Annotated in this window: 14 protein-coding genes; 4 read left to right on the forward strand and 10 right to left on the reverse strand. The window is 35.3% G+C overall.

The features are described 5' to 3' along the window. Window positions 1-12: 12 nt before the first annotated feature. The 5 genes from ACXVYO_RS09830 to ACXVYO_RS09850 form a co-directional block, all read right to left on the reverse strand. On the reverse strand, window positions 13-414 hold the full coding sequence (locus tag ACXVYO_RS09830; RefSeq protein WP_000335520.1) for an LSm family protein: 402 nt from the start codon (window positions 412-414) through the stop codon (window positions 13-15). A gap of 167 nt (window positions 415-581) precedes the next feature. Continuing rightward, window positions 582-1,397, reverse strand: coding sequence for a sugar ABC transporter ATP-binding protein (locus tag ACXVYO_RS09835; RefSeq protein WP_458466856.1), 816 nt, complete (start codon window positions 1,395-1,397; stop codon window positions 582-584). Between the two features lie 138 nt (window positions 1,398-1,535). Then, window positions 1,536-2,780: a serine hydrolase domain-containing protein gene (locus tag ACXVYO_RS09840; protein ID WP_458466857.1), complete on the reverse strand. Its 1,245-nt coding sequence runs from the start codon at window positions 2,778-2,780 to the stop codon at window positions 1,536-1,538. Between the two features lie 262 nt (window positions 2,781-3,042). Continuing rightward, complete coding sequence (gene nagE, locus ACXVYO_RS09845) at window positions 3,043-4,545, reverse strand: N-acetylglucosamine-specific PTS transporter subunit IIBC (RefSeq protein ID WP_087979328.1); 1,503 nt, start codon at window positions 4,543-4,545, stop codon at window positions 3,043-3,045. Window positions 4,546-4,686: 141 nt separating this feature from the next. After that, the gene (locus ACXVYO_RS09850; RefSeq protein ID WP_458466859.1) at window positions 4,687-4,800 is read right to left on the reverse strand and encodes a transcriptional regulator; all 114 of its coding nucleotides are present in this window, start codon (window positions 4,798-4,800) and stop codon (window positions 4,687-4,689) included. 69 nt (window positions 4,801-4,869) lie between these two features. Between ACXVYO_RS09850 and glsA the strand changes: the two genes are divergently transcribed. Beyond that, a complete protein-coding gene (glsA, locus tag ACXVYO_RS09855; RefSeq protein WP_458466860.1) occupies window positions 4,870-5,799 on the forward strand; it encodes a glutaminase A in 930 nt (309 codons plus the stop codon). Between the two features lie 175 nt (window positions 5,800-5,974). Next, window positions 5,975-6,316, forward strand: coding sequence for a DUF3969 family protein (locus ACXVYO_RS09860; protein WP_000766602.1), 342 nt, complete (start codon window positions 5,975-5,977; stop codon window positions 6,314-6,316). A 22-nt stretch (window positions 6,317-6,338) separates the two neighbouring features. Here ACXVYO_RS09860 and ACXVYO_RS09865 read toward each other — a convergent pair whose 3' ends face one another. After that, window positions 6,339-6,497 (reverse strand): hypothetical protein, encoded by a 159-nt coding sequence (locus ACXVYO_RS09865; RefSeq protein WP_458466861.1) that lies wholly within the window; start codon window positions 6,495-6,497, stop codon window positions 6,339-6,341. 115 nt (window positions 6,498-6,612) lie between these two features. Next, window positions 6,613-7,224, reverse strand: coding sequence for a manganese efflux pump (locus ACXVYO_RS09870; protein ID WP_458466862.1), 612 nt, complete (start codon window positions 7,222-7,224; stop codon window positions 6,613-6,615). 130 nt (window positions 7,225-7,354) lie between these two features. Between ACXVYO_RS09870 and ACXVYO_RS09875 the strand changes: the two genes are divergently transcribed. Continuing rightward, window positions 7,355-8,008, forward strand: coding sequence for a DUF1232 domain-containing protein (locus tag ACXVYO_RS09875; RefSeq protein ID WP_458466863.1), 654 nt, complete (start codon window positions 7,355-7,357; stop codon window positions 8,006-8,008). 99 nt (window positions 8,009-8,107) lie between these two features. On the opposite strand, the gene ACXVYO_RS09880 is transcribed toward ACXVYO_RS09875, so the two are convergent. The 3 genes from ACXVYO_RS09880 to ACXVYO_RS09890 all read right to left on the reverse strand — a co-directional run bounded on the left by ACXVYO_RS09880 (window position 8,108) and on the right by ACXVYO_RS09890 (window position 11,266). Beyond that, window positions 8,108-9,382, reverse strand: a complete 1,275-nt coding sequence (locus ACXVYO_RS09880) for an acetylornithine deacetylase (RefSeq protein ID WP_458466864.1) — start codon at window positions 9,380-9,382, stop codon at window positions 8,108-8,110. Window positions 9,383-9,490: 108 nt separating this feature from the next. Then, window positions 9,491-10,912, reverse strand: coding sequence for an amino acid permease (locus tag ACXVYO_RS09885; protein ID WP_458466865.1), 1,422 nt, complete (start codon window positions 10,910-10,912; stop codon window positions 9,491-9,493). Between the two features lie 99 nt (window positions 10,913-11,011). Next, a complete protein-coding gene (locus tag ACXVYO_RS09890; RefSeq protein WP_000859483.1) occupies window positions 11,012-11,266 on the reverse strand; it encodes a biotin/lipoyl-containing protein in 255 nt (84 codons plus the stop codon). A gap of 274 nt (window positions 11,267-11,540) precedes the next feature. Between ACXVYO_RS09890 and ACXVYO_RS09895 the strand changes: the two genes are divergently transcribed. After that, window positions 11,541-12,944, forward strand: a complete 1,404-nt coding sequence (locus tag ACXVYO_RS09895; RefSeq protein ID WP_458466866.1) for a sigma-54 interaction domain-containing protein — start codon at window positions 11,541-11,543, stop codon at window positions 12,942-12,944. Window positions 12,945-13,076 lie beyond the last annotated feature (132 nt).

Below are 13,076 nucleotides of genomic sequence, written 5' to 3' on the forward strand. Positions count from 1 at the left end.
AATTCTCCTTTCTTACGCTTCTTTAATTGATATAATACTTGTAAATGGTAATAAAACTTCTGTTCCTATTCCTTCTTGCAGTGTTAAGAAATCATCTCCAACTGCCACAATTACACCTGTTAACTGTCCAACTGTCACAGTAATCTCTACGTTTTTCCCCAAATACTGCTCTGCGATTTCTTTAAAAGGTGATGTATTACATTCTTTTAAAATGTTACAAATAATAGATTGAAATCTACTTGATTCAATAAATTCTTCCGTAGCTTGCTTAGAGTTTCTTTGAATAAATCTCGCGAAGTTTTGTGAAAATAAAAGTCTTTCCACAGCGGGCAATAACTTATTGTCTAAAAAATAATCTAATTGCCTATTAAACAATCTCGATAACTTTTTCCAATACTTACCGAACAGACACATACACTTCTCCTCCTATTATTTTAAAGTTACAAAAATACATCCATACATCTTAATGTATACAAAGCAGGCTTTTTTTGTGATAGGTAAGACATACATTTTTCAAAGAAACAATATTTTCTAATCACACAAAAAAGATAGATGGTATCCCATCTATCTTTATATATATTTTAATTTTTAATTGTAACAATGGCAGAGACGCTGTAATAAACCGCTCGTGGTAATTCTGCCTGTTCACTTATAGAAGCTGTAACTAGTGAACCACTACTTGCCGAGAAATACTTAACAGCTTCTAACGGAATACCATCTTCTTTCACATCAATATGCGTTCCATCTCGCCAATCTATTTTCTGCATTGTTGCTGAAAGGTCCCCAGTCACTTTACCAAGTTCTTTACCATCCACTCCTAAAAAGATCCATTCCCACTTTGTTAAACTTAGTACTTGTTTCAATTCTCCAATTTTCTTTCCCTCTACATCGGAAAAAATATAGAAATTGCGTACTCCGGTCTTCTTTCGAACACACAACAATCTTTCTCCCGAGTGATTATACAAATAAAATTGTTGCTTATGTAGTCCCTTAACCAAAAAAGAAAGTACAGCTTGCCATACACGTTGCATAACAAAATCATACTCTTCTTTTAAAAAACCTACTGCACTACCATCTAATCCAAAGTATGTTATTACTTGAAATATCCCTACCTCTTTACGAACAACAAATTTTTGTTGCTCAAATAATTCAGAAGTCTCTATATTATAATTTTCCTGTTTAAGCATTTTTGATCTTCTTTTTTCTATAAAACTATATATTAACAATCCAAATGCTGGTAGTACAACACCTATTAATTTTAGATTTTCTTTCTCCGAAGTGAATAGCATCCCTTTTTTATATTCCATTACTAATCCAATTGTGACAATAATCCATACGATGACAGCTACAAAAAAAATGCGTTTCGCGTTACGTGCGTGATGCTTATGTATACTCATATCCCTCCCCCTTTTTCATTTATCCCGCTATTTGCCGGGCAGTAAGACCCCCACTGATTAAAGTTTCACTTTATTTCATTATCTCATCGCCCCCTACACTTCCTCAATAAAAAAAAGACTATCCAATAGGATAGTCTCTTACACTTCAATATTTCGCAACATCGTATAAATGTCGTTATTCACTTTACCAAATGATTTAATGTTATTTTGAATATTAGATAATAAAACGACATAAACACTTCCGTTTTTACTAAATCCATTTAAACAATTCCATCCTAGCATGACACCGTGATTCGAATAACTTCCCGGGTCTACATACCAACCAAATCCGTAATCTTTTTTTCCGCCTGTAAACATTTGATCGTAACTCTCTTTTGAAATTAACTTTCCAGAGAAGAGTGCTTCATTAAATAAATATAAATCATGTGCGCTTGTATATATATCACCACAACCATATAGTTGTGACATACTTGGAATATTAGGTGTTGTCATATTGTTATTTACTATTTTATAACCCGTTGATGGGAATCTTGTTTGTTCTAACTCTCTACCAAAACCAGAATGTTTCATACCAGCAGGTGCAAAAATATGCTGCTTAATATATTCTTCTAACGGTTGGCCACTTACTTTCTCAGCGATGTAGGCAAGTATAGAATAGTTCGAATCGGAATACTTCCATTTCTCTCCTGGACTCCCAATACGCTTTTGCTTTCCTATTCGTTTTATCAATTCTTCATGAGAAATATCCTCTGTTCCCTGCTCATACTCTGGAATTCCTGATGTATGTGTTAGTAAATGTTTTAACTGAATACCATTACCTTGAGGAAAATCTGGAATATACTTTGCAATCGTATCCTCTACATTTAATTTATTTTGATCTTTTAATTGCATAATAGCAGTCGCTACAAATGCCTTTGAAATAGAACCAATATAAAAAGTTGTCTCTGAATTATTCGGTACTTGTTTCTCTTTGTTCGCCATACCGTATCCTTTATTCAAAAGAACTTTTCCGTTCTTCACAATAACAGCTGTCCCGCTAAATCCTGCGTTTTGTAAATATTGATCTAATTGAGCGTTTTCATTAATTTCTTGAGGTGGTCCCTCAGCAGGCTTTTCCGCAGCTTGTACTTGCTTCACCTGTTCTTCCTGCTCTTTTTGTTTTTGTGCTTCTTGTTTCTTTTTTTCTTCTTCTTTCTTTTTCAGCTCTTCTTGTTTCTTCATTTCTGCCGCTGCTTTTAAAGTTTCTTCTTTCTTATTATGCGCAACAATTTTTGTATACATGAAATATACAAGTGAAAATAGTAAGACGAGAATGATTGTTCTTTTTATGTATACAATCGGCTGACGTGCTTTCCCATTCGCATTATTTTTTTCTTGATCCATGATTGCTTTTTTCCCCTTATTTACCGATAATTTAATTCCACTACACAAGATTCATTCCAGATCTTTTTCATAGATTTTCGACATTCCATTCGACGTCATCCCTACTTTATCACGCACTGCACATATTACCAACCTATATGCATAAAAAAGAAAAAGAAAATTTACAAAAGTAAGATTCCCGTTAAATTGTTAACAAAAAAAGAGGATATCCTCTAAAAAATTGATGTTATCAATCTTTTTGGATATCCTCTTATCTCATTATTTATACGTGTTTTTTCATATCATCGGCAACAGATTCAACATTTGTACCTACGATAACTTGGACACTCGTGTTACTTAATTTCATAACACCTTTTGCACCAGCACGTTTTAATGCTGCTTCGTTTACTTGACCAGCATCTTTCACTTGTAAGCGTAGACGTGTTGCACAGTTATCAATAACTGTTAAGTTTTCTTTTCCACCTAAAGCTGCTACATAAGTTTCACCAATTGAACCTGCAACTGGAGCTTCTTCACCTTCAGCTAGCTCCTCTTCATCTTCACGACCAGGCGTTTTCAGGTCGAACTTCTTAATTAAGAAGTAGAATACAACGAAATAAATTACTGCGTAAATTAAACCGACTCCCGCGAGTAATACTGGTTTTGTTGCAATACCGAAGTTTAAGAAGTAATCGATTGCACCGGCACTAAATGTGAAACCATCGTGAATGCCGAGTGTTGTTGTAATGAATAGAGACAGACCTGTTAATACAGCATGAATACCATATAATACTGGTGATAAGAACATGAATGAGAATTCAATTGGTTCTGTAATACCAGTTAAGAATGACGTTAATGCTAGACCACCTAACATACCTGTAACCATTTTACGGTTTTCTGGTTTAGCAGCCGCAATCATTGCGAAACATGCTGCTGGTAAACCGAACATCATAACTGGGAAGAAACCAGTCATAAACATACCCGCTGTTTTATCTCCTGCAAGGAAGCGAGCAATATCACCATTTACAACATTACCTGCTGCATTTGTAAAGTCACCAAGTACAAACCAGAAGTATGTGTTCATTACGTGGTGTAAACCGATTGGAATCAATAGACGGTTTAATAAACCAAATAGACCTGAACCAACTGCCCCTAAATTAACAATTCCATGAGCTAATGCATCGATAGCATTTTGAATTGCTGGCCAAATTTGTGCGAATAGAATTCCTAATAGTAACATCACAACCGATGTAACAATCGGAACGAAACGTTTTCCAGCAAAGAATCCTAACCATTCTGGAAGTTTAATCTTATGGAATTTATTATAAAGAAGTCCTGCTATAACACCGACAATAATACCACCTAAAACTTTCATATCCACTTTAGTCGATAATTCGGCTGCCTTAGATACCTGTGTCATTGTATCTGCAAGCTTAGATGGATCTACATTAGCGCTATTACCTACTAAATCTTGAACTTTGCCTAATTTATCTTGTAATTCTACAGTAGAATATCCCTTACTAAGTGCATCAATACTGTTTTTCATAACTAGATAACCAATTGCACCTGCAAGACCTGCTGCACCACTACCATCAACTGAAAGACCGATTGCAATACCAATTGCAAAAATAAGTGCTAAATTATCAAAAACTGCTGCACCGGCCTGTGCCATAACAGGAATATCAAATACATCTGGTTGCCCTAAACGAAGCAATAATCCTGCTGCTGGTAGTACGGCGATTGGAAGCATTAATGCTTTACCAATACGTTGTAGAAACTGCAACATTTTAATTCCCCCTATCAAATTTATGAAATCGTTATCATTATAAGTACGCCTTAGAAAACGCTTTCTATTTACATAACCATAATAACATATAGTTGTATAGATGTGTAGTTTTTATTTTCGAATTTTTTATGGATAAATCTCCTATTTCCAAACTGTTATATAAAAGGGAATTTCTCCTTTTTCAATATAGAATACTCGAAACGAAATACCTACTATAGAACATGTAACTTTCGTTTTATCATTCCACTTTTTCATGTTATTATTTATTTCCGAGCATATCGGGAAAAGTAAACTTAGTTAATTCGAAATAGGAGCGTTGGTACTATGCAGTGCATTGAAACAAACAACTTACAACAGTTGTTAGAACAAGTAAAACCATATACGAAAAAAGGAAAGCTTGCTACTTACATCCCCGAACTAGGAAATGCAAATCCAGATGATTTAGGGATTGCCATTTTCCATAAAGAAACAGAATACATCCATGCTGGCAACTCACAAACACTATTTACTCTTCAAAGTATTTCAAAAGTAATTACACTTGCACTTGCCCTTTTAGATCGTGGTGAAGAATATGTATTTTCTAAAGTTGGAATGGAACCAACTGGTGATCCATTTAATTCTATTATTAAGTTAGAAACGACAAGTCCTTCTAAGCCACTTAATCCAATGATTAATGCAGGGGCACTAGCCATTACAAGCATGTTAACAGGAAAAGATAATGAAGCAAAAATGGAGCGCATCCTTCATTTTGTACGTGAAATAACAGATAATCCTACTATTAATTATTCTTCTAAAGTTGCCAATTCAGAATTAGAGACAGCTTACTTAAACCGTTCACTTTGTTACTATATGAAACAAAACGGAATTATCGATTGTGACATCGAAGAACTTATGGATTTATACACTCGTCAATGTGCAGTTGAAGTAAACTGTATCGATTTAGCGCGTATCGGCTTAATTTTTGCGATGGATGGATATGATCCATATAAGAAAAAACAAATTATCCCTAAACATATTACAAAAATCTGTAAAACATTTATGGTTACATGCGGTATGTATAACGAGTCTGGTGAATTTGCGATTCGTGTTGGTATTCCAGCAAAAAGTGGTGTAGCTGGTGGCATTTTCGGCTGCGTAAAAGGAGAAATGGGAATTGGTATTTTCGGGCCGGCTTTAGATGCAAACGGAAATAGTATCGCTGGTTTTAAAATTCTTGAACTTCTTTCTGCTCAAGAAGGATGGAGCATTTTTTAATTCTGAGTTATCCTGCTATACTAGCAGGATTTTTTTGTTGCATAAAACACTCAACTTTATCAGCTATCCGTCCCCTCACAAAAACCGTACTGAAAGTTTCTCTATATCATGCATATTTGCTCCCCCCTCCTGAATAATATAGTACAACCTAGCGCTATATGTGGAGGTGTGAAAGATGAAACTAATATTTCAAATGGAAAAACAGCCTGTTCTTGAAAAAACAATTCTTCTTTTTATATTGAGTATTGTAGAAAGCTTGAAGTTAAAAGTGGTTTCACTCGATGAAGCTCACCGATACATATTCAATTTAGAAGTACTTGAACTATTAATGGATCGGAACATCGATGATCAAGTGCTTGAACTTATTCATTTCGGAATGGGACTTGAAGACATTCATCACGTGCTTCCTGAAGAACTTGAACATACTATCGAAGAACTAAAGTGGCTCTGTATTCAAGTTTTAAGTGAGTACAGTATGCATGAAGAATCGGAACAATTAATTGAAGATATACGTTGAAAAAGCACCTATGTAGGTGCTTTTAATGTTTTTTCAAACTATTTTTATACGTCTCAATATTTACTGGTAGCTCTTCCTCTTCTAAAGTATGTTCATTTACATCTTTATGAATGAACGCACCTTTAGGCGGTTGATGGTTATGCCCTTTTTTCTTATGATCAAATGCTTTTCCGCGTCCCATACGGATCCCCCCTTCTTTAAAAGAAATCCGTATTAGTATGGAGAAAAGTACGTCGATATATGCAAGCCTTTGCCGTATTTCCAAGGAAATACTCGAACATTGTTTTCTGTTCTCCTTACAACAACTGATCGATTCCAATAAGAATTAATAAAGCTCCCGCAATAACAGTAGCCCATTTCCCTAAGTATGCTGCTAAAAATCGTTTTCCTACATACGCAAAACCACTAATACAAATAAAACTAAACACCCCAGAAATACATGCCGTAAGCCACAGATTCAAGTTTGTTACCCCAGCATCAAATCCTCCTGCGATGTTATTAATAGACAATGCAACGCCTAACACAATTGCTTCAGAAAAACTAATTGTTTTAGATCCATCGAAATCTGCTTTTTCTGGATCACGTAAAATCCCCATAAGTACATTACCATCTTTAGAACTTACGGTATTTCTTTGTCCCAAGAAAGGCTGGCACAAAATAAACACCCCGATTATGCCTAAAACGATTGCTCCAATCAAGTTTGCCGTAAACTCTGAAATAAATAACACAATCCAGTTCCCAAAAAAGCCAGCTAATAAAGTAAATAAAAATCCAAAAAATGCGATGATAAAATTGTTAAACCACGAAATGCGGATTTTACGAATGCCATATGCAATCCCAACACCTGCATTATCTAAATTAGAAGCAATCCCGATTAAAAAAATTGAAAATAGACCTGCCGTACTCATAAACAGCCACCCCTTTTTCTCACTTTTCCATGCATCTTATGAAAATGTTGAGCAACTGTGCCTGTCTATTTCATATACATGTAATAAATGCTCAACATTTTTTCAACAATAAAAAAGGAGTGCCTTCACAATGCCTAAAGAAAATCCAAATGAACGGCTTAGTACATTAATAAAAAAACTTTTAAAAGAACGTGCCTTATCCATGCGCCAATTAGGAATGCATACAAATATTGATCCCGCAACAATCTCAAGAATTATGAATGGTAAACAACCACCAAAACAAAAACATATACAAAAATTTGCAGAATGCTTGCAAGTTCCACCCCAATTGTTATTTGATGAAATGTATCCTGATTCTCCTCACATTAATAAAGAAAAGACGGATATGTACACATCTCTTGATACAATTCAGCAAACGCTGCAATCCTCTAACTTATTCGATTTCGACTATACAACAACGCGCGTAAAACAAGAACTTGAAAACTATGAACGCTATGCTCAAACAGCAGAAGGTGAAAAACGTATTCATGAAAGTTTCGCGAGTAAATTAGAACAAATTGATAGCGCCGGCCCCTTTATTGAACAATTAACAGATATGTATCAACAATTTTGCAACGAGACTATTTCAAATGAGGAACGTGCGGTTCTCGGAGGCGCATTACTGTATTTCATTTTATCAACAGACATTATCCCTGATTATCTCTTTCCAATTGGCTATTTAGATGATGCAATTGCTGTTGAATTAGCGAAAGAGAAATTAATCGAACTAAAACGAAAGACATAGAAAAACAAAGAACTATTTCAGTTGTTTCTGTTCAGCTCTGAAATAGTTCACTAAAAAATCGTACAAGTATACATACCTGTACGATTTCAACATACTAATCTATTTTTTTGTATGACACCATTCATATATAAATGCTGTTATTACTTTTGTAAATTCAATTAACTGTTCTACTTCAACTCTCTCATTTATTGAATGAGCTTCTTCTAATGTACCTGGTCCGTAAATAACAGCTGGAATATGAAATTCACTAAACCAACCACCATCCGTTACCGTTGCAGACATATCTAAAATTGCATTTTTAGATAGAATTGATTCGTGTACTGAGCTAAGGGTTTTTACTGCTGCATGTTCACTATCCACTTCTAAAGAAGGGAAAATTTCGCCACGATCCACAATCATTGATTCTCCGCCCCACTTAAATTGTGGTGGATTTTCACTTAACCATGGATCGGCAGCTGCTACTTTCCCAATATACTCTTCAATTTCTTTTATTATTTGTTCATGTGTTTCATTTGGATAGAAGTGCACTGTTATCCATAACCGGCACTCATCCGCAATAAACGCTGCATGCCGTCCGCCTTCAATAACAGCTGGGTTAATTGTTGTTGTTCCAGATGGATAGCCTTCATATGTTTTCATAACTGCCCAATGACGCTCTAATTCTTGTAAACTCTGCACAATTTTCATCATTTTTTCAATCGCACTCGCTCCGAATAAACGGCCGCCAGCATGGATCATTTGCCTGCGTGTTGCATCATGAAATGTTTGAGGGCTTTTCACAGTAATCCATCCAGTAATTACACCACCCTGTCCTTGCATATGTAAATCACTCGTATCCACTACGACTGCAAAATCAGCATCATACCCCCTTTTGCAGCATTGAAGTGTACCTGCCTCTCCAACTTCTTCCCCAATTACAGATTGAAAGATTAAATCTCCAGGTAATTCAATTCCAGCTTCTTGTAAAAGCTGAATAGCAAATAGCGCTCCAGCCAGTCCCCCTTTCATATCTGCTGCACCACGTCCAACTAACCAACCATCTTTTATAAACGGCTCAAATGGCTTAGTTTCCCACGCCTCATCTGCTGACACTTCAGCTACATCCATATGTCCGTTAATAATAAGACTTTTATGTGTGTCACTTTCTATCCCTTTTCTCACCCCAACAACGTTCGGGTCATTCGGATATACATCCCATTTATCAACACTAAAATTTCGTTTTCTTAGAAAATCCGCAACAAATTCTTGTGCCTCATTTGTGTTTCTCGCCGGCGGTGCTGGTGTTTCAAAACGGATTAAATCCTTTGTAAGCTCTAGTAATTCGTCTTTTCGTAAATCAATCTGTTCTAACAGCTGTGAAACTTCTTGATTCATCACTAATTCCCCTTTGCATACATAGTATGTTTCCAGCTTTATTTTCACAAAAAAAGAGACTGTTTACAATTTTACAGTCTCTTTTTTCAGCATAAGTTTCTAATATATTTATAAACTTTCTGCTTCTGTTGTATTTACTTTTTCAACATGTTCTATCTTGCTTCCCTTATTTTTTGTCGCACGGTAAAACAGTAAACAAACAATCATAAATGGAATTCCACAATATAACGCCATTCTTTGCTCTGGGATAAAAGCCATAGCTACGATTACCGTTACATTTAATACTAACGCAAGCAGTGGTACAAATGGATACAGCGGTGTTTTAAATTTCAAGTCCTTCACATCCCCGCCCTGCTTAATATATGTCCTTCTAGCTAATAAGTTAGATAGAGCAATAGATGCCCAAACTAATATCGCCCCAAATCCGGCAATAGAAAGTAGCCATAAATAAACTGTATCTTCCGCATAAATACCTGATAGTAATGAAAGGCAACCTACAATTGTACTTACAATCAATGCATAAATAGGAACACCATTTTTAGATAACTTACCAAAAATCGGACTAATCATTCCTTGATTAGACATAGACCATAGCATACGAGAAGTTGCATATAATCCTGAATTCGCAACGGATAGAACAGCTGTAATAATAACGAAATTTATAATATCGGCTGCATAAGGAATACCAATTTTATCAAATACAACTACGAATGGACTTTCTATCACTCCGGCTTGTTGCCAAGGGAATAAGCCTGCAAGAATGAAAATAGATAATACAAAGAACACAAGTATACGCCAAACCGTATTATTAATTGCCTTCGGGATCGTTTTCTCTGGATTTTCACTCTCTCCAGCTGCAATACCAACTAGTTCCGTTCCTTGGAAAGAAAAATTAACTGCAATCATCGTAATTAAAATAGCTGATAATCCATTTGGAAACAATCCACCATAATCAGTAAAACTAGAGAACATTGGTGCCGGTTCATTTCCTTTCATATCTAGAAAACCAAACATTGCTGCCCCGCCCAAAATAATAAATGCAATGATTGTAATGACTTTAATACTTGCAAACCAAAATTCAACTTCTGCAAAACTTCTTGAAGATAATGCATTGATAGCAAAGAGCAGCACCGCAAATGCTACACACCAAATCCATGACGGTACATCAGGAAACCATCGTTTCATTAAAATACTAACTGCAATCAGTTCAATACCTATCGTAGCAGACCAGTTTAACCACGACATCCATCCGACTACATAACCCGCTGCAGGGGAAATATGCTTTGTAGCATACGTTTGATAAGATCCTGCGTCAGGCATCGCGACAGCTAATTCTCCAAGACAGAGCATCGTTAAATACATAACAAATCCTCCAACAAGATACGCTACAATCGCTCCTCCAGGCCCAGCTTCATGAATTGTATACCCAGATCCTAAGAAAAGACCGGTACCAATAACTCCTCCAAGTGCAATCATAAATATGTGCCTGCTTTTCAATTCTCGTTTTAACCCTTGGTTTTGATCCATCATATAAATCCCCCCTTTTTCCCTTTGGAAACCCACTTCATGTAAGCGTTTTTAAAATCATTCATAATAAAAATAATTATTGAAAAGAGCAAAATACATAGATTAATCACTACCTGTTATTAAAAGATCATCCCTCACTGTTATTAATAACTTTTTATCAGCGATAGCTTGTCCTTCTACTACTTCTAATGATTCGATATACCCACTAATTCCTACCTTAATTTCTACTTTCTGTTTATCTATTGTTTCAATTAACGCTAATTTCTCCCACTCGTATACGTATGAACTTTCCGCAACAAATAGCTTCTCTACTTTCCCGTAACAAGGACTATACACGCCTTCTATAACCGTCTTCACTTTATAAACTCCTCCTTCTTATTAATTGCTACTGAAACGTTGCATATCCCTCCTTTAGAGATTTCAACTATTATTTATGCAAAATGCGTACCAATCTCCAATTCCTATTTAAAACGAAGGTTTCTCCCCAAAAAATCTTCATAACCGCAAAATTTTTCTATCATTTGAGAAGTTTTAAAAGGAAAATCGCAAAAAAATTTTGCGATTTTATAAGAATTTTAATAAAATTATAAAAAGTCAGTCTTCATAGGGTGAAATGAGGAGAAGATAATCTATGCGTACAGAAGAAATTAATTTTAAACAGATCATTGAAATGAATATGCTATATGAAACTTTACTCAATGAGCTCGATATCGGGATTCATATTATTAATGAGGAAAGTAAAACGATTATCTACAACCGCAAAATGATGGAAATTGAATCAATGGAACGCTCAGATGTGCTATACAAAAGTCCTTTAGAAGTATTCGCATTTGAAGAAAATAAAAATAGTACTCTTATAGAGGCATTAAAATTAGGAAAAACAAACAAAAATATAAAACAAACGTATTTTAACAATAAAGGACAAGAAATTACGACGATTAACAACACTTTCCCTATAATAGAAAACGGAAAAATTAAAGGTGCTATTGAAATTTCAACAGAGATTAACCATTCCAAACAAACAATGAAAACAAGCCTTTCTCGAAAACAAAATAATAAGTTTACCTTTGATCACATAATCGGTGATTCTAGTGCTATCCAATCTGTCATTACAGAAGCTAAAAGAGTCATTCGTACATCCTCCTCCATACTTCTCGTAGGGGAAACTGGGACCGGCAAAGAACTATTTGCACAAAGTATTCATAACGAAAGTCAGCGTTCAACAAAACCATTTATTTCACAAAATTGTGCCGCTATACCTGATACACTCATGGAAAGCTTATTATTTGGTACGAACCGAGGTGCATTTACAGGAGCTATCGATAAAGCTGGTTTATTTGAAGAAGCAAACGGAGGAACTTTGTTATTAGATGAGATCAACTCATTAAGTCCAGCACTTCAAGCAAAGTTACTGCGAGCTATACAAGAAAAAACAATACGAAGAATCGGAGGCACACAAGAAAAAGAAATTGACGTTCGCATTATAGCAACTATTAATGAAGACCCTCTTGAAGCAATTACACACAATCGATTACGAGAAGACTTATATTACCGATTAAGCGTCGTTACTTTATGTCTCCCGCCTTTACGCGAACGAAAAGAAGATATTCCAGCTCTTGTTCAGCACTTTATCGAAAAGTACAACATTCAATTTGGGCTCAGCGTGACGGATCTAGATGTACATGTAAGAGAATTCTTGTATGCATATGATTGGCCTGGAAACGTACGAGAATTAGAACATATCATTGAGGGTTCAATGAATTTAGTTGAAGATGAAAATATCATTACAGCGTTTCATCTTCCCACTCGCTTTCGCGAACGAATAAAAAAGGAATTCAATGCGCAACCTTTCCTAACTAATAACGATGCTGATGCACCTAAAACGTTAAAGCACACAATAGAAGCAATGGAAAAGAACTACATCAATCAAATTCTGAAAGAGTACCACGGTAATATCTCACAGGCTGCAAAATTTTTGGGATTAAGTAGGCAAAACTTACAATATCGAATTAAAAAATTGCATTTACACATATGAAATGAAGTGAAACTTTAATCTATGGAGGTTTTGTCCACCCTGACTAATTGGACCTGTATTTCCTGTTAATGTAGGATAAACCTGCTTCCAAGTGTAAATATAAACTGGTAAAATATGCTATAATAAACATAT

The organism is Bacillus sp. BC08, assembly GCF_054326875.1.

What these genes read in the sequence shown, in the direction of transcription:
- ACXVYO_RS09840 (WP_458466857.1), bottom strand. Translation starts at nt 2,780, where the DNA reads ATGGATCAAGAAAAAAATAATGCGAATGGGAAAGCACGTCAGCCGATT.
- ACXVYO_RS09875 (WP_458466863.1), top strand. Translation starts at nt 7,355, where the DNA reads ATGCCTAAAGAAAATCCAAATGAACGGCTTAGTACATTAATAAAAAAA.
- ACXVYO_RS09860 (WP_000766602.1), top strand. Translation starts at nt 5,975, where the DNA reads ATGAAACTAATATTTCAAATGGAAAAACAGCCTGTTCTTGAAAAAACA.
- ACXVYO_RS09865 (WP_458466861.1), bottom strand. Translation starts at nt 6,497, where the DNA reads ATGGGACGCGGAAAAGCATTTGATCATAAGAAAAAAGGGCATAACCAT.
- ACXVYO_RS09830 (WP_000335520.1), bottom strand. Translation starts at nt 414, where the DNA reads ATGTGTCTGTTCGGTAAGTATTGGAAAAAGTTATCGAGATTGTTTAAT.
- ACXVYO_RS09850 (WP_458466859.1), bottom strand. Translation starts at nt 4,800, where the DNA reads ATGAAAAAGTGGAATGATAAAACGAAAGTTACATGTTCTATAGTAGGT.
- ACXVYO_RS09885 (WP_458466865.1), bottom strand. Translation starts at nt 10,912, where the DNA reads ATGATGGATCAAAACCAAGGGTTAAAACGAGAATTGAAAAGCAGGCAC.
- ACXVYO_RS09870 (WP_458466862.1), bottom strand. Translation starts at nt 7,224, where the DNA reads ATGAGTACGGCAGGTCTATTTTCAATTTTTTTAATCGGGATTGCTTCT.
- glsA (WP_458466860.1), top strand. Translation starts at nt 4,870, where the DNA reads ATGCAGTGCATTGAAACAAACAACTTACAACAGTTGTTAGAACAAGTA.
- ACXVYO_RS09835 (WP_458466856.1), bottom strand. Translation starts at nt 1,397, where the DNA reads ATGAGTATACATAAGCATCACGCACGTAACGCGAAACGCATTTTTTTT.
- ACXVYO_RS09880 (WP_458466864.1), bottom strand. Translation starts at nt 9,382, where the DNA reads ATGAATCAAGAAGTTTCACAGCTGTTAGAACAGATTGATTTACGAAAA.
- ACXVYO_RS09895 (WP_458466866.1), top strand. Translation starts at nt 11,541, where the DNA reads ATGCGTACAGAAGAAATTAATTTTAAACAGATCATTGAAATGAATATG.
- nagE (WP_087979328.1), bottom strand. Translation starts at nt 4,545, where the DNA reads ATGTTGCAGTTTCTACAACGTATTGGTAAAGCATTAATGCTTCCAATC.